The organism is Actinomadura macra NBRC 14102 (genome assembly GCF_001552215.1).
Classification (GTDB): Bacteria; Actinomycetota; Actinomycetes; order Streptosporangiales; family Streptosporangiaceae; genus Spirillospora; species Spirillospora macra.
The window spans coordinates 416917-431971 of the sequence record NZ_BCQT01000004.1 but is presented as its reverse complement, the minus strand read 5'-3'; the positions used below and the strand labels follow the sequence as shown (position 1 = coordinate 431971).

At 71.0% G+C, this 15055-nt stretch carries 14 protein-coding genes; 8 read left to right on the top strand and 6 right to left on the bottom strand.

Annotated features, from left to right (window positions below; genetic code table 11):
* Positions 1 to 325 precede the first annotated feature (325 nt).
* On the top strand, positions 326 to 1216 hold the full coding sequence (locus AMA02S_RS39970) for an SRPBCC family protein (RefSeq protein ID WP_245667379.1): 891 nt from the start codon (positions 326 to 328) through the stop codon (positions 1214 to 1216).
* Between the two features lie 72 nt (positions 1217 to 1288).
* Positions 1289 to 2302, top strand: coding sequence for an SRPBCC family protein (locus tag AMA02S_RS39965; protein WP_084264749.1), 1014 nt, complete (start codon positions 1289 to 1291; stop codon positions 2300 to 2302).
* Positions 2303 to 2448: 146 nt separating this feature from the next.
* Here AMA02S_RS39965 and AMA02S_RS06795 read toward each other — a convergent pair whose 3' ends face one another.
* Both AMA02S_RS06795 and AMA02S_RS06790 read right to left on the bottom strand, forming a co-directional pair.
* Positions 2449 to 4554 (bottom strand): sensor histidine kinase, encoded by a 2106-nt coding sequence (locus tag AMA02S_RS06795; protein WP_067453240.1) that lies wholly within the window; start codon positions 4552 to 4554, stop codon positions 2449 to 2451.
* 36 nt (positions 4555 to 4590) lie between these two features.
* Positions 4591 to 5268 (bottom strand): response regulator transcription factor, encoded by a 678-nt coding sequence (locus AMA02S_RS06790; protein WP_067453237.1) that lies wholly within the window; start codon positions 5266 to 5268, stop codon positions 4591 to 4593.
* Positions 5269 to 5422: 154 nt separating this feature from the next.
* Between AMA02S_RS06790 and AMA02S_RS06785 the strand changes: the two genes are divergently transcribed.
* From AMA02S_RS06785 to AMA02S_RS06775, 3 genes are all read left to right on the top strand, one after another.
* Complete coding sequence (locus tag AMA02S_RS06785; RefSeq protein ID WP_067453236.1) at positions 5423 to 5905, top strand: DUF3995 domain-containing protein; 483 nt, start codon at positions 5423 to 5425, stop codon at positions 5903 to 5905.
* Positions 5906 to 6184: 279 nt separating this feature from the next.
* On the top strand, positions 6185 to 6847 hold the full coding sequence (locus AMA02S_RS06780) for a hypothetical protein (protein ID WP_157430424.1): 663 nt from the start codon (positions 6185 to 6187) through the stop codon (positions 6845 to 6847).
* A gap of 13 nt (positions 6848 to 6860) precedes the next feature.
* Positions 6861 to 7703, top strand: coding sequence for a transporter substrate-binding domain-containing protein (locus tag AMA02S_RS06775; protein ID WP_067453230.1), 843 nt, complete (start codon positions 6861 to 6863; stop codon positions 7701 to 7703).
* A 14-nt stretch (positions 7704 to 7717) separates the two neighbouring features.
* Here the strand turns inward: AMA02S_RS06775 and bla are convergent, their stop codons facing one another.
* From bla to AMA02S_RS06755, 4 genes are all read right to left on the bottom strand, one after another.
* Positions 7718 to 8665, bottom strand: coding sequence for a class A beta-lactamase (gene bla, locus AMA02S_RS06770; RefSeq protein ID WP_067453227.1), 948 nt, complete (start codon positions 8663 to 8665; stop codon positions 7718 to 7720).
* Positions 8666 to 8761: 96 nt separating this feature from the next.
* Positions 8762 to 10321 (bottom strand): serine/threonine protein kinase, encoded by a 1560-nt coding sequence (locus tag AMA02S_RS06765; protein ID WP_067453224.1) that lies wholly within the window; start codon positions 10319 to 10321, stop codon positions 8762 to 8764.
* Between the two features lie 94 nt (positions 10322 to 10415).
* Positions 10416 to 11222 carry an SAM-dependent methyltransferase gene (locus AMA02S_RS06760; protein ID WP_067453221.1) on the bottom strand — a complete coding sequence of 269 codons (807 nt, stop codon included), beginning with the start codon at positions 11220 to 11222 and terminating at the stop codon, positions 10416 to 10418.
* A gap of 64 nt (positions 11223 to 11286) precedes the next feature.
* The gene (locus AMA02S_RS06755) at positions 11287 to 12159 is read right to left on the bottom strand and encodes an alpha/beta fold hydrolase (RefSeq protein ID WP_067453218.1); all 873 of its coding nucleotides are present in this window, start codon (positions 12157 to 12159) and stop codon (positions 11287 to 11289) included.
* Positions 12160 to 12262: 103 nt separating this feature from the next.
* Here AMA02S_RS06755 and AMA02S_RS06750 point away from each other — a divergent pair, with 103 nt between their 5' ends.
* The 3 genes from AMA02S_RS06750 to AMA02S_RS06740 all read left to right on the top strand — a co-directional run bounded on the left by AMA02S_RS06750 (position 12263) and on the right by AMA02S_RS06740 (position 15053).
* The gene (locus tag AMA02S_RS06750) at positions 12263 to 12790 is read left to right on the top strand and encodes a hypothetical protein (protein ID WP_067453215.1); all 528 of its coding nucleotides are present in this window, start codon (positions 12263 to 12265) and stop codon (positions 12788 to 12790) included.
* A 147-nt stretch (positions 12791 to 12937) separates the two neighbouring features.
* Positions 12938 to 14077: a LacI family DNA-binding transcriptional regulator gene (locus AMA02S_RS06745; protein WP_067453212.1), complete on the top strand. Its 1140-nt coding sequence runs from the start codon at positions 12938 to 12940 to the stop codon at positions 14075 to 14077.
* Positions 14070 to 15053: a ribokinase gene (locus AMA02S_RS06740; RefSeq protein ID WP_067453209.1), complete on the top strand. Its 984-nt coding sequence runs from the start codon at positions 14070 to 14072 to the stop codon at positions 15051 to 15053. The genes AMA02S_RS06745 and AMA02S_RS06740 overlap by 8 nt, the downstream gene beginning before the upstream one ends.
* Positions 15054 to 15055 lie beyond the last annotated feature (2 nt).

Below are 15055 nucleotides of genomic sequence, written 5' to 3'. Positions count from 1 at the left end.
CAAGAGTCTTAACTGTTACCGGGCGCCGGAACTGCGGCGTTCTGGTCCGGTGTGCACGCTGGGGTGGTCTGGTCGGGATGCCAGGAGTGTCCATGTGTTCACTCTGAGCGTATTTGTGCACCGGCCTGAAGCGCGGTGTCGCGACAGCGCGGGCGGGTCCGCCGTCGTGACCCGATGCGGTCATCGTCCCGCCCCTGGCCTGGCGGCTGTTTTGCCCCTCTTTGTACGGGTAACCCGGCTGCCGTGCCCCCACCGGGGCGCATAGGACAGAAGACGGCGGACGAACAGAGCACCCGTGAACGGCGGGCGACGAGGTGACAAGGGCATGAACTTGCGGACGGGCGCGGCGGCGCGCTCGGCGAAGCGCGCCATGGCGAGGCGCACCGCTGGCAGGCGCACGGCGGCGGGCACCGCGGTGGGCGCTGCGGCGGGCACCGTGGCGGGCGCCGCGGTCGGGGCGGGCGGCTACGCGGCGGCGCGCGCGACCCGGCGCGCCGGCCGCCGGCTGACCGGCAGGATCATCGCCCGGTACGAGCGGAAGCTGGGGCGGACGGTCCATCGGCTGGCCGCCGAGGCGGAGCACGCCGGTCCCCTCGCCAAAGCGGCCCTGGCAGGAGCACGCGCCCTGAACGACGGCAAATCCCCGGGCCGCGCACTGCTCAGCGCGGGATGGGCGGCATTGAAGGAGACCCTCTCCCGCCTCTTCGGGCGCGGACGGCCGGGCAAGCTCACCACCATCGTGGAGCAGATCGACGTGGGTGCCCCGCGGCGTCTCGTCTACGACCAGTGGACGCGCTTCCAGGACTACCCGTCCTTCATGAAGAAGGTCGTGAGCGTCGACCAGGCGTCCGACGAGAAGCTGAACTGGAAGGCGAAGATCTTCTGGTCCAGCCGGACGTGGCAGTCGAGCATCATCGAGCAGCTGCCCGACCGGCACATCGTGTGGCGGTCCAAGGCCAGCAAGGGCCGGGTGGACGGCACGGTCAGCTTCCACGAACTCGCCCCGAACCTGACGCGCGTCCTGCTCGTCCTCGAATACCGCCCCCGCGGCCTGTTCGAGAAGACCGGCAACCTGTGGCGGGCGCAGGGACGCCGCGTCCGGCTGGAGCTCAAGCACTTCCGCCGTCACGTGATGACGCGTTCGCTGACGCGGCCCGCGGAGATCGAGGGCTGGCGTGGCGAGATCCGTGACGGCGAGGTCGTCACATCCCCCTGAAAACGTCCCCAGGCATGTCCCCAGAGGGCGGCCATCCGGAGAACCCGTAACAACCAGCGGAGGTAACACATCATGAAGCGCGGTAATCGGACGGGCGTGCTGCCCGTCGGCAAGATCACCAAACGGCTGCCCATCGGCGGCCGCAAGAGCCGCACACCGGACCTCGGCCGGCTCACCAAGAACCTGCCGGCCGGGCGGACGGCCGGGACTGCGGGCGGCATCCTGCTCGGTGCCGGTGCGGCCGTCGCCGCGGGCCGGGCGCTCAGCCGCCGCGGCAACGGCGCTTCGGGGCCGGACGAGAACGAGGACACCAAGGGGACCTCGGCCAAGACGTCCAAAACGTCGAAGGCGTCCGAGGCCAAGAGCCAGAAGAACGGTCAGAAGAAGGACGAGAAGGACGAGCAGGACCAGTCGTCGGGGAAGGGCCTGTTCGGCCGCCTGACCGAGACGGTCGGCAAGGCGCTCAAGGGCGGCGGCAAGGGCGGTGGCGGCAAGAAGGTCAAGGTCACCAACATCGTCGAGCACACCGACATCGGGGCGCCGCGCCGTCTCGTCTACGACCAGTGGACGCAGTTCCAGGACTACCCGTCCTTCATGAAGAAGGTCGTGAGCGTCGACCAGGCCGAGGAGGGCAAGCTGAACTGGAAGGCGAAGATCTTCTGGTCCAGCCGGACGTGGGAGTCCACAATCGTCGAGCAGGTCCCGGACGAGCACATCGTCTGGCGCTCCAAGGGCTCCAAGGGCCATGTGGACGGGACGGTGAGCTTCCACAAGCTCTCCCCGAACCTGACCCGCGTCCTGCTCGTCCTCGAATACCACCCGCAGGGTCTCTTCGAGCGGACGGGCAACCTGTGGCGCGCCCAGGGCCGCCGCGTCCGGCTGGAGCTGAAGCACTTCGGCCGCTTCGTCATGACGAACTCGCTCACCCGGGCCGACGAGGTGGAGGGCTGGCGTGGCGAGATCCGCGACAGCGAGGTCGTCAAGACGCACGAGGAGGCGCTGGACGACGAGAAGCGCGCTCGCAAGGAGGGCAAGGAGGGCAAGGAGGGCAAGGACACCGAGGAGCACGCCGCGTCCGCCCGCTGACCATGGGTCTCCGGTGAGGGACGCGGGACGGGGCGAGCACCGTCGTGGAATGGCAGGCGACTCCGGGGAGGCCGGGGAGGGCTGCCCAGGTCAGATAGCCCTGCCTGTCATTCCACGACGGCCTCCCGCAGCTTCCCGTCACCGGGTCAGGCGTGAGGGACGGGCACGTGGCCGGTCACGGTGGTGCCGCCGTCCGGTGCCGAGCGGATGTCCAGGCGGCCTCCGACGGCCTCGATCCGGTCCCGCATGTTACGGAGCCCGGAACCGGCGGCGGATGCGGCGATCCCGGGGTCGAAGCCGGGGCCGTCGTCGGCCACCGTGAACTCCAGGCCGTCATCGTCGAAGGTCAGCCGGACCCGGGGCGCGCTTCCGGCGGCGTGCTTCGCCGCGTTCTGCAGGCCCTCCAAGCAGCAGAAGTACACCGCCGTCTCGACCTCGGGGGCGAACCGCCGCGCGGCCGACCCCGGTGCGACCGTGAACTCCGGCGGGAGCGGGAGGCGGCGCCCTTGCGCGCGCAGGGCCCGGACGAGGCCCTTGTCGGCGAGGATCGCGGGGAAGATCCCGCGGGCCAGGTCGCGGAGCGTCTCCAGGGCCGTTTCGGTGTCACGTCCCAGTTCGTCCAGTAGCGCCCGCGCCTCCCGGACGCGCGGGGACGAGGCGTCGGCGAGGAGGCCCCGGGCCAGCCCGACCTTCGCCGTGATGGCCAGCAGATGCTGCTGCGCTCCGTCGTGCAGGTCGCGTTCCAGCCGCCGCCGCTCGGTGTCCTGCGCGGCCACCAGCCGCTTGCGCGACTCCCGTAGTTCGGCGGCGCGGGCCACGTCGCGGAAGGCGATGGCGGCGTGCGCGGCGAGGTCGGCGGTCAGCGCGGTGTCCCGCTCGGTCACCGGGTCACCCGGCGGCTTGGCCACCGTGATCGCCCCGAGGAGTTCGCCCTGGTCGCGCACCTCCGCTGTCACGTCCGCCCAGGTGAAGTGGGGGAGAGCCGCCCCGTCCAGGACGAGTGGAGCGTCGCCGGAGGAACCGGACGGGTGCGCTGCGGCCAGGTGCAGGCGGTCGCCCACCTTGATCCAGACCTCCGTCCGGGACGCGCCTGTGGCTTCGGCCAGAGCGCGCGCGAGCGAGGGCAAGAACTCCTCGATCGATGCAGACGACGCGAGCCGTTCGGACAGGTGCGACAAGGTCTCGTAAGGCGTAGCCCTGACCCCGTGCACGAGACGGTCGGCGAACTGCTTCGCGCGTGTGCGCACACCGCCGAATCCCAGTGCCGCTATGGCCGTCGCCACCAGGGGCAGCAGCGGGCCGCCACCGGCCTGTGGCCAACCGTCCGCGCGGGTTCCGAACAGCGAACCGACGCCCACGACCACCGCGACGTACACCACCGTGATGAACGCTGCCAGCGTGGCGTACACGATGGTCCTGCGCAGGACGGCGTCGATGTCGTACAGCCGGTACTTGGATATCCCGAAGCCGATCGCGACGGGTGTGCACACGCCCAGCACGAGCAGGGAGCTGAACCACGGGTCCGGATGCGCCAGGGGCTGGAGGAACTGGAGCGTCACCGAGACGGCGCCCAGCGCGATGCTGGCCCCGAACCACTTGAGCTGCTGCCGCTCGTCGCCGCGGGCGCGCCGGTAGCGGCCCCGGCTCGCCGCCGCCGACAGCACGGTGAGCAGCCCGAACATCCCCGCGGGCAGGACGATCAGCAGCACGTCGGCGGTTCCGTGCACGCTCGGGTGGAACATCCGGGGGTCGGACCCGGCCGACAGGATCGCGAAGCACACCGCGGCGGCGACCAGGTCCGCGGCCGACAGCCAGGCGACGGCCCGCCAGAGCCGCGACCGCAGCCGGCCGTCCGGGAACAGCAACGGCAGGAACGTACCGGACGGGAACACCGCGAAGACCCACGTCCACGACCCGGCCCAGCTCGCGAGCTCCCCGCCGGGCAGCGCGCCCGGCCGGGTGACCAGCGTGTAGATCGCGTAGGACTGGCAGAGGCCGGTCACCGCTATCGCGGCGCCGATACCGCTGAGCAGCCACCCGATCGGGTTCGCCGGGAGACGCAGCGACACCACCGAGCCGACCGCCGAGAACGCCACCGCCATGACCGAGATCCCGACCGGGTACGCGAGGCCGAGACCCGCCGCGTCCGTCCCGTTCAGGACGGCGAGGAGGAGGTTCGCCGAGGCGAGCACCACCGTGCCCAGCCACAGCGCATGCCCCGCCTGCCGGGCCAGCCGGGTTCCGATCCGCATACGAGCCCCCGCCGCCGCCCGCCCGCCGTCCCGGCCTCAGCCGGGTGCGAGCAGCCCCTCGTCGTCCAGGAACAGCAGGACGGCCTTGACCCGCCGGTGCACCACCGGCTCCGCGGCGATGCCGAGCTTGGAGAAGATCGCGTTGATGTGCTTCTCGACGGCGCGCAACGACACCGTCAGCTCCGCGGCGATCCGCGCGTTGTTCTTGCCCTCCGCCATCAGCGCGAGGACCTGCCGCTCCCGCGCCGACAACAGGCCGAGCGGCGAGCCGGCCGACCGGCGCCGCTCCGCCATCAGCGCGCCCACCACCTTCGGGTCGAGCGCAGACCCGCCGCGCGCCGTGTCCTCCAGCGCGCGGACGAGCTCGTCCACATGCCCCACCCGCTCCTTGAGCAGGTAGCCGAGGCCCTCCGCGCTCTCGCCCAGCAGGTCGTAGGCGTAGTCGGCCTCCGCGTGCTGCGACAGCACCACCACGCCGACGCCCGGATGGTCGCGGCGGATGGCCTTCGCCGCGCGGATGCCCTCGTCGGTGCCCGTCGGTGGCATCCGGATGTCGGTGAGGACGGCGTCCGGACGGTGCTCGTTCACGGCGGCCAGCAGCCCCGGCAGGTCCGCCGCAGTCCCCTCGACCCGCACGCCGGAGCGCCCGAGCAGGGCCGCGACCCCCTCCCGGACCAGGTAGTCGTCGTCGGCGAAGACGACCCGCAGTGCCATGCCGGCGATGATATGACCCCGTACGCGTGGTTCCGGCATCGTGGTGGCACCACCATCCGGGGGCAGATTCCCGCTGGAGAAGGTGATGCCTCCAGGATCGTCCCGAGGTTTGCCGCTGCGTAGCGTCGGAACCGACAGTGACGAGGAGGTTCACATGTGGCGCAAGATGACCGGCGGGCTCGCGGCCGCCGGACTGGCGGTGGTCGGGGCCCAGCACATGGTCTGGGCGTTCTCACCCTGGCCGTTCGGGTCGCGGGACGAGGTCGCCACCTACGTCCTCGGCCAGACCGGTGACATGCCGCCGCGCACCCTGACGTTCGCGCTCGGTGTGGTGCTCGCGGCGTCGGCGCTGCCCGTCCTGGCGTCCGCCCGGCTCGTGCCCCGGATCGGGCCCGTCTGGCCGCACCGCCTGACCACCTGGGGCCTGACCGCCGTCCTGCTGGCCCGCGGCGTTTGCGGCCCGCTGTTCAATGCCGGCGCCACCGACGAGTTCGTGACCTGGAACCTGCGGCTGTACTCGCCCCTCTGCCTGGCCCTAGCCGCGTGCATCGGCTCCGTCGCCTACGCGGACACCAAGGCCGCCGGCCCGGAGACCTCAGGGGCGTCCACCACGAGGGAGCCCGTCAGGCCCGCGTGACCCCCTCGATCACGCGGGCCCCGCGACGGGCGGGTGCCGTGCTCCGTCGTACCTGCCCAGGTGAGGGGCCCGCGAATCCCGTCGTCCGCCGGCGACCCGGACACCGCCTGGCGTGACCCGCCACCGCTATTGATCGTCCGGCGTGTTCTGGTGGCGCGTTTTTCGTCTGTCCAATCGGGACTATTCTCCCTACAGGCGATCCGACGCCATTTCCCGTCAAAAGTGGAAGATCTGCCGAACTCCTGTACGTCGGCCGTGTGCTGGATCAGACTGGTCGCCATGGTCGTTGGGCAGACCCGCCCTCGCTGGCTGATGCCTGGCATGGTGATCGCCATAGGTTGGACGATCGCCTTATTCGTGCTGGCGGCGGTGACGACGAGTGGAGCGTCACAATTCGTGGCCTCCGCGGGCGTCGTGGCAGGTGTCGTGAGCGCGGCGGCCGCTTTGTGGGCCGCGCTCTACGAGCCTCGTGGATTCTCGGGTTTCTCGGACCAACTCAAGATCGGCGTGGTCATCGGAGTGCTGGTCACCGATGCCGTCGTCTCGGTGTGGTGGGGCGGATGGTCCTTTTATCGAGCGAACCGGAGCATCAATGTGATGGCCGCCGTCAAACTCGACCGCGGTGAGGGGATACGGGCGGGCGGCGGAGCAACCCTGGAACTCGACACCCTTGCGGCGAAGCGCCGCCATCTCGTGCTGACGTTCGAGATCACCGATCACAACGCGGCGATCGGGATCTGCGTCCCCACGACCGCGCTGACGGTGCGGACGGAGGCCGAGGGCAACCGCGGTGCGCCGATCAAGGTGATGCCCGGCCGGCCTGCCGAGATTCCGCTCGCGCCCGGGCTCGCGAGAGTGCGCCTGGAGATCACGGTGACCAACGAACGCGACAAGAACTGCTTGATCGACCTCCATGTCTCTCGAGCGGTGCTCACAAACTAGGAGTGACGCGCAGATGCGGCGGACCCTTTCTGGCTTACTCGTCCTCCTGCTGGCGGGCTGCTCGTCGGCCGCCGAGCAGCCGGACACGATCCTGCGCGACCGGCTGACGGTGGGGGTGGCCAACGACGGCCCCGGGTTCGCCTCGGGCACGACCAACCTGGCCGGCTTCGACATCGATCTCACGAAGTTTCTGGCCGAGAGCCTGGGCCTGCCCTACGCCCCCACGATCCTCACCTCCCGGGACCGGACGGGTTTCCTCAAAGGCAAGTCCGCGAACCTGGTCATATCGAGCTTCTCGATCACCAAGGAGCGAAACGAAGCGGGGATCGACTTCGCCGGGCCGTACGTGGTGAGCGATCAGGCGTTGCTGGTGCGCGCGGACGATCACCGTATCGTCGATCTCAAGTCCGTGCGGAAGAAGAGCGTCTGCACGGTGGGGAGCACCACCGGATCAGAAGTCAAGATCCCCGGTGCGAGAATGGCCACGCAGCGGCCGAAGACCACGGAATGCGTAGCAGAGATGGACAAGAGGAACACGGACGCGGTGTTCAACGACACCCTCATCCTCTATGGGTTCATGCAGGCCAATCCCAATCGCTATCGCGTGGTGCTGCCCGGCACGTTCGGTCAACTCCAATACTATGGTGTGGGATTTCTGGCCGGGCACCACGACGACTGCCTCAAGCTCAACGAGAAGATCCGGGTCTTCCTGAGAGACAAGTGGCGCAATGTGTTTCTGGCCCAGCTGCCTCTGGCAGCCAAGGCGTACACGGGCGCCGATCCGAACACAGGGGACTTCGAGAGCATGTTCAAGCCCAAAGAGGCGGACATGACCTCTTTGTCCTGCAAGCTCTGACCGCGGGAAGAGCGTCAGCGGGTCAGTCCGAGTGCGTCCACCAGAATGGACGTGGTCCGCGCGATCACGGATTCGTCCGCTTGGCCCTTCGGGTCCTTGCGGTTGGTGTAGACGGCGATGATCAGTGGGGCGTGGTGCGGCGGTGTCACGACCGCGATGTCGTTCGCGGTGCCGTAGGTCGACCCGGTGCCGGTCTTGTCGCCGACGATCCAGCCCTTGGGCACGCCGGCGCGGATGCGGGCGTCTCCGGTGAGGTTGGCGCGCAGCCAGCCGTTGAGCCGTGCCCGGTCCGGCGGGGCCAGCGTCCGGCCGACGGCGAGACCCGCAAGGTCGCGGCCGACGGCGGCGGGCGTGGTGGTGTCCCGCTTCTGGCCGGGCTTCCAGATATTGAGGTCGGTCTCGTACCGGTCCAACCTCGACACCGGGTCCTTGATCGAGCGCAGGAACCGGGTCAGCCCTGCCGGGCCGTCGAGCTGGCCGAGGAGCACGTTGGCGGCGGTGTTGTCGCTCCGGGTGATGGCCGCGTGGCAGAGTTCGGCGACCGTGAGCCCGTCCTCGACGTGCTGCTCGGTGATCGGCGAGTTCGGGAGCAGGTCCTTCTTCGTCCAGTGCAGGCGCCGGTCGAGCAGGCCGGGGTCGGACCGGCGGGCCTTGTGCAGAATCGCGGCGCCGGTCATCGCCTTGAACGTGGAGGCGAACGGGAAACGTTCGTGCGCCCGGTACGACACGACCCGGCCGTTTCCGGTGTCGAGCGCGAATGCGCCGATGCGTCCCTTGTACGACCGCTCCAGTTCGCTCAGTCTCAGGACGGCGGAATCCTGCGCGGCCAGTGCGGAACCGGCGCCGCGCGGCGCGACCGGGGCCGGTGCGGTACCGCAGCCGGAGAGCCCGAGCCCCAGCGAGGCGGCGAGCGTGACCGTGCCGAGAACGGTGCGAATCCGGGTTCGAGTTGATCTGTGCATGCGAGGAGCACAGCAGAACGCCGTGCGTCATGTCCAATATTGATATTGCGGGAGAATCAATATCAAAACTCTCATCATCCGAGCTCAGACAGTTGTTCAGGACGTCTTGCAGGTGTGCCCGTCCGCCATGACGTTGCGGTGCCCGGGATAGGCCCACCTGCACACGCTGGCCAGGCTGACCTGCATGCCGCCTGGCCCGTAGCACCAGTAATTGCCGTCACCGCCGCCGCTGTCCGAATATCCCTTGGCGCGGCAGTAGCGGTGCACATCATCCGAGGACACCTTGCCCAGGACCCTCGGGCTCGAAGAGCGCGGCTTCTCACTGCTGGTCGGGATCGTCGGCTTCGGGGAGGCCGACGAATCCGTGCCCTCGCGCTTGCGTGGATCCCGCCCCGCCCCGGTCGGGGGGACCGCCGGACTCCGGACCGGCGAGCGGGCCTTCGCGCTCGGTGTCCCGGGCCGTCCCGTCGGCACCGACGTGCGGCCGGGAGACGGGCCGGCCAGATCGGATGACACCTCGGAGCCCCGGTCGGTGAAGAGGACGGCGGAACCGAGGCCCAGGAACGCGAGCAGGACGACCGCGACGGCACCGGCGCGGACGGGACGGCGCCGCCTGCCGGCCACCTCCGTCGGGCTCTCCCACCCGTCGTCCTCCAACGGGCTCCGCCACCCGCCATGCTCAGTCTGATCCTCGATCGAGTGCTCGGTCGGTTGCCCCGACGGCCGCCCCGGCTGTCCCGGCTGCTCTGACGGCTGCTCTGACGGCCGCTCGGTCGCGTGCTCCGTTAAGCCTTCCCGCCCGTCGTTACCCGCGACCGCAGGAGTTTCGATCCGCCACGCCGGGCCCGTCAGGACCCGCAGCCTGTCCCCGACCTCGGCGGCGGTGGGCCGCCGCGCAGGATCCTTGGCCAGGCAGGCGCGGACGATGCCGCCGAGCCTGCCGTCCAGCGCGTCCAGGTTCGGATCCGCGTGCAGGATCGACTGCATGACCGCGGGGATCGACTCGCCGTAGAAGGCCCTCTTGCCGGTGGCGGCGAAGACCATCGTCGCGCCCCAGGCGAACAGGTCGGCCGCCGGCCCGACCTCGTCGCCCGCGATCTGCTCGGGCGCCATGTAGCCGGGGCTGCCCACGGCCTGGCTCGTGATGATCGACTGACTGGCGTCCAGCGCCCGCGCCAGCCCGAAGTCGATCACCACCGGGCCGTCCGGGCCGAGCAGGACGTTGCCCGGCTTGAAGTCCCGGTGGACCACGCCCGCCTGATGGATCGCGGCCAACGCCGTGGCCGTGTTGAGCGCGAGCCGTTCCAGCGCCGCCCCGCCGCGCGGGCCGACGCCCTGGACCGATCTCTGGAGCGAGGGCCCGTCCACGAACTCGCTGACGATGTAGGGCTGCTCGTTCATGATGCCGCTGTCGAGCACCTGAGCCGTGCAGAACGGGGCCACCCGCTTGGCGATGTCGACCTCGCTGAGGAAACGGGCCCGTGCCCGCTCGTCCACGACCAGGTGCGGGTGCAGCAGCTTGATCGCCACCCGGCTCTCGGGGACGGCGCTGCCGACGTACACCGTGCCCTGCCCGCCGGCGCCGAGCCGGCCCTCAAGGCGGTACGGCCCCACGGTCTCCCAGTCACTGGGCTGTAGGGCCATCCACTCGGGCACTTCGCCTCCAATGTCCGATTCAGGCGAGATCCTATCCGCGGGGGTCCGGCTGTGGCCGAGTCCTCGGGGACGCCGATCGGAGTTCCGCGCGGGGCTACGGGGCGGCGGCGACCCCGCAGAAGTGGGGGACCTCCTCCGGCGGCCAGGGTGAGGGCTCGGGACGCCACCGCGAGCAGGACACCACGCCGGGGTCCAGCAGCCGGGTTCCGGCGAAGAGCGCCTCGATCCGCTCGGGGGAACGGGCGCAGATGGGCGTGCCGCCCCGTTCCATCACCTCCCGGACGGCCCGGCGCATGGCCTCGCCGTCCAGGTTCTCGGTGGTGGCGTCGCAGGTGTGGGAGATGACCAGGAAACTGCCCGGGGCCAGCGCGCTCAGGACTCCCTCGACGACCTGGCGTGCCTCGTCGTCGTCCAGGATGTGGTTCAGGACCCCCAGCAGCATCAGCCCCACCGGACGGTCGAAGTCCAGCGTGCGGGAGGCCTCCGCCAGGATCGTGCCGGTGTCGCGGATGTCCGCCTGGATGTAGTCGCACGTGCCCTCGGGGCTGCTCTGCAGCAGCGCTCGCGCGTGCAGCAGCACCAGCGGGTCGTTGTCGACGTAGACGATCCGCGATCCGGGGGCCACCCGCTGGGCGACCTCGTGGGTGTTGTCCACGGTGGGCAGCCCGGTCCCGAGGTCCAGGAACTGGTCGATGCCCTCCTCGGCCAGGAACCGCACCGCGCGTCCCAAGAAGGCCCGATCGTTCCTGGCGGAGGTGGCGATCCCCGGGACGATCTGCAGAACGGCGTCGCCGGCCTCGCGGTCGACGGGAAAGTTCTCCTTGCCTCCCAGCCAGTAGTCCCAGATCCGGGCCGAATGCGGCACGCTCGTGTCGAGTTGTGACCGCGCGTCGTCTGGCATGAGGACTGCTCCCACGGCATCGAGGGCGGATGACCGTCCCATGATGCCGGATGAACCCTTCGCTTCAGATAAGGAAATCGAGGAAATGGCGCGCGGTGACGTCGGGCGCCTCTTCGGGAAAGAAGTGACCCGCCGGGATCGAGGCGCCCCGGACGTCGTCGCACCAGGCCTTCCACGTCTCCAGGGGGTCGTACCAGGCGGCGACGGCGCCCGTCCGGCTCCACAGAGCGAGTGCCGGGCAGCTCACCCGCCGCTGGCCGCGGTCGCTCTCGTCGTGCTCGTGGTCGAGCGTCGCGGCGGCACGGTACTCCTCGCAGATGGCGTGGACACGCGCCGGGTTGCGGAACGTCTCGATGTACGCGGCACGTACCGGCTCGGGGAAGGCGTCCGGGACGTCCGACCACGAGTCGAGCATGTGGTCGACGATCAGCGCCGGCTCATGGGCGATCAGCCGTTCGGGGATCGGCTCGGGCGCGGCGAGGAACGACCAGACCCAGAATCCCAGGCTGAACTCCTTGTCGGCGCGGCCCCAGGCGTCTCCCGTCGGGACGATGTCGAGCACCGCCAGCCGCGTCACGGTGGACGGGTGGTCCAGGGCCATCCGGTAGGCGCAGCGCGCCCCCCGGTCGTGCCCGACGACGCCGAACCGGTCGTAGCCCAGCGCCTCCATGACCTCGACCTGGTCGCCGGCGATCCGCCGCATGCTGTACGGGGCGTGGTCGGGCGTGCTCGGCGGGGTGCCGCTGCCACCGAATCCGCGCAGGTCAGTGGCGACGACCGTTAGATGCTCGGCCAGCTGCGGCGCCACCTTGTGCCACATCAGATGGGTCTCGGGGATGCCGTGCAGCAGCAGGACCGGCGGCCCCGACCCGCCCCGGACACCGTGGACGGTCGTCTCCGCCGTCCTGATGTCGAAACTCTCGAATCCCTCGTACACGCCAGGCCCCCCGGGGTCTCGGCATCGAAGATCAGCTCCACCCGCCGGCGATCGTACGCGTGTCCAGGTGCTTCAGGTGGGGGACGGGGGGTACGGGACGCGAATGGAAGCAGCGGCGACTCGGGCGTTCCTCGGGATCTACCTCAACGACCATCTGGCCGGGGCGGCGGGCGGGGTGGAACTCGCCCGGCGGGCGGCGGGAGCGCACGGCGGCACCGGCGAGGGCGAACGGCTGCGGCGGCTGGCGGACGACATCGCCGCCGACCGCGGGGCCCTGCTGTCGATCATCATGTCGCTTGGGATACCGGTCCGCCGGTACAAGAGCATGGCGGTGTGGGCGGCGGAGAAGGCCGGGCGGCTGAAGTTCAACGGCCGCCTGCGGAGCCGTTCCCCGCTGAGCGACCTGCTGGAGTTGGAGGGCCTGCGCCTCGCGGTCGAGGGCAAGGCCGCGGGCTGGCGCACCCTGCTGACCATCGTGGACGAGTTCCCGGACCTGGACGCCGCCGAGCTCCGGGTGCTGGAGGGACGCGCGCAGGCGCAGATCAGCGTCCTCGAAGAGCTTCGGATGGCGGCGGTCCAGAAGGTGTTCCGCGCTTCGGAGCCCACAGGGACGGCCGCATCCACCTCATGACGAGGCACTGACCCGGCACTCTCCGCCACCGCACGGCCTCCGCGTGTCCGTTTCAGGTCATCTGCGAGCGTGTATTGACAGCCGCCCCCTGAGCAGGCGCAAGATCCATCAACACGAGTTGCCAACACGAGTTGAACAAGGGAGCTCATGGTCACCCGCCGTGATGTCGCACGTCGTGCCGGCACGTCAGAAGCCGTGGTGAGTTACGTCCTCAACGACGGCCCCCGCAATGTCGCGCCCTCGACCCGTGAGCGGGTGCTCGCGGCGATCACTGAGCTCGGCTACCGCCCGAACGCGGTGGCGCGATCGCTGCGGAGCAACCGGACGACGACCATCGGGCTGGTCGTGCCCGACAACGCCAACCCCTTCTTCGCCGAGCTGGCGCGGGAGATCGAGGACGTGGCGTTCGAGCACGGCCACACCCTGCTGCTCGCCAACGCCAGGGACGACGAGGAGCGCGAGGTCGCCCAGGTCCGCACGCTGGTGGACCGGCAGGTGGACGGCCTGATCCTCATCCCCTCGCACGGCCCGGGGGCCTGGCGCGCCGAGCTGGCACACGCCCGCATCCCCTGCCTGGTGGTGGACCGCGAGATCGAGGGCACCAACGCCGTCCAGGTCCTGGTCGACAACGAGGGCGGTGCCGCGGCGGCGGTGCGACATCTGATCGGACACGGCCGGACCCGGATCGGGTGCGTGGCGGGTCCGGACGGCTTCCATCCCACGGTGGACCGGGTGAACGGCTGGCGGCGGGCCCTGGCCGAGGGCGGATTGGACCCCGCGGCGATGCCGGTCGAGCACGCCCCCTTCGGGCGTGCCGCGGCGTACCGGGCCGGCTGGCGGCTGCTGGCGGCGCACCGCGACGTCGACGCGCTGTTCGTGACGAGCGACGAGCAGGCGATCGGGGTGCTCCGGGCGGCGGCCGAGCTCGGCATCGCCGTCCCGGACGACCTGGCGGTGTTCGCCTTCGACGGCATCGCCGCGTCGGCCTACACGATCCCGTCCCTGAGCACGATGCGCCAGCCGTTCGAGGCGCTCGGCCGGACGGTCGTCGAGATGCTCCTGGCCAGGCGCGCTCCCGGGAGCGAGAGGTCCGCGGACGCCCTGTCCCAGACGTCCGCGGACGCTGTGCCCGAGCGGATCGTGCTGGAGACGGAGCTGGTGGCGCGCGGCTCGTGCGGATGCGCCGACCCGGCAGGCGGCGAGCACGGGATCGACCCCGTACAGGACGAGCGCGTGCAGGACGAGCCGGCGCTGGACGAGGGGCGAGGGGGGCCGACCCATGAGTGAACCGGTGCGGCTGCTGGTCGTGGGCAGCGCCAACATGGATCTAACGGTCACGGTGCCCCGCCTGCCCGAGTGCGGCGAGACCGTGCTCGGCGGCGACGCGGCGCGGACCCCCGGCGGGAAGGGCGCGAACCAGGCCGTCGCCGCGCGCCGTCTCGGCGCCGAGGTCCGCATGGTCGGCCTGGTGGGCGATGACGTCTTCGGCGCCCAGCTGCGCGAGGCGATCGCCGGCGAAGGGGTCGATGTGGCCGGGGTGGAGGTCGTCGCGGGCGCGGCGACCGGACTGGCCATGATCATGGTGCGGTCGGACGGCGAGAACGCCATCGCCGTCGCACCGGGCGCGAACGCGGCGCTCGGCCCGGGCACCGCGCGGGCGGCGGCGGCCGAAGACGGGGCGGCGGCGCTGCTGCTGCAACTGGAGATCCCGGTGGACGCCTGCGAGGCCGCGGCCGCCGAGGCGAAGCGGCGGGGGACGCTCGTCGTGCTGAACGCGGCCCCCTCGCCGCGAGCGGTGGACGCGCCGATGGCGCGGCTGCTGCGGCTGGTGGACCTGCTGATCGTCAACGAGGGCGAGGCGGCGACGCTCTACCAGGCGTTGCGCCGCTCCCCGGCGTCCGGCGGGGGCGACGGACCGGACGACGAGCAGCACGGCGAGGCCGTCGCCGCGGCGCTGCGGCGGCTGGGTCCGGACCGGGTGGTGGTGACGCTCGGTGCGGACGGTGCCGTGGGCGCCGATGCCAGTGGAACGTTCCGTGTCGCGGCCTTCCCCGTGCCCGCGGTCGACGCGGTCGGAGCCGGTGACGCGTTCTGCGCCGCGCTGACCATCGCGGTCGCCGAGGGGCTGCCGCTGCGCCGGGCCGCGCGGCGGGCGTGCGCCGCCGGCGCCCTGGCCGTGACCCGCCGCGGGGCCCAGGGCTCCCTTCCCCACGGCGCCGATGTGGACGCGCTGCTCGCCGGCGAGCCTGCCGGGAGGCGATGAGC

Coding starts and splice junctions, on each gene's coding strand:
- AMA02S_RS39970 (WP_245667379.1), top strand. CDS start 326: ATGAACTTGCGGACGGGCGCGGCGGCGCGCTCGGCGAAGCGCGCCATG.
- AMA02S_RS39965 (WP_084264749.1), top strand. CDS start 1,289: ATGAAGCGCGGTAATCGGACGGGCGTGCTGCCCGTCGGCAAGATCACC.
- AMA02S_RS06795 (WP_067453240.1), bottom strand. CDS start 4,554: ATGCGGATCGGAACCCGGCTGGCCCGGCAGGCGGGGCATGCGCTGTGG.
- AMA02S_RS06790 (WP_067453237.1), bottom strand. CDS start 5,268: ATGGCACTGCGGGTCGTCTTCGCCGACGACGACTACCTGGTCCGGGAG.
- AMA02S_RS06785 (WP_067453236.1), top strand. CDS start 5,423: ATGTGGCGCAAGATGACCGGCGGGCTCGCGGCCGCCGGACTGGCGGTG.
- AMA02S_RS06780 (WP_157430424.1), top strand. CDS start 6,185: ATGGTCGTTGGGCAGACCCGCCCTCGCTGGCTGATGCCTGGCATGGTG.
- AMA02S_RS06775 (WP_067453230.1), top strand. CDS start 6,861: ATGCGGCGGACCCTTTCTGGCTTACTCGTCCTCCTGCTGGCGGGCTGC.
- bla (WP_067453227.1), bottom strand. CDS start 8,665: ATGCACAGATCAACTCGAACCCGGATTCGCACCGTTCTCGGCACGGTC.
- AMA02S_RS06760 (WP_067453221.1), bottom strand. CDS start 11,222: ATGCCAGACGACGCGCGGTCACAACTCGACACGAGCGTGCCGCATTCG.
- AMA02S_RS06750 (WP_067453215.1), top strand. CDS start 12,263: ATGGAAGCAGCGGCGACTCGGGCGTTCCTCGGGATCTACCTCAACGAC.
- AMA02S_RS06745 (WP_067453212.1), top strand. CDS start 12,938: ATGGTCACCCGCCGTGATGTCGCACGTCGTGCCGGCACGTCAGAAGCC.
- AMA02S_RS06740 (WP_067453209.1), top strand. CDS start 14,070: ATGAGTGAACCGGTGCGGCTGCTGGTCGTGGGCAGCGCCAACATGGAT.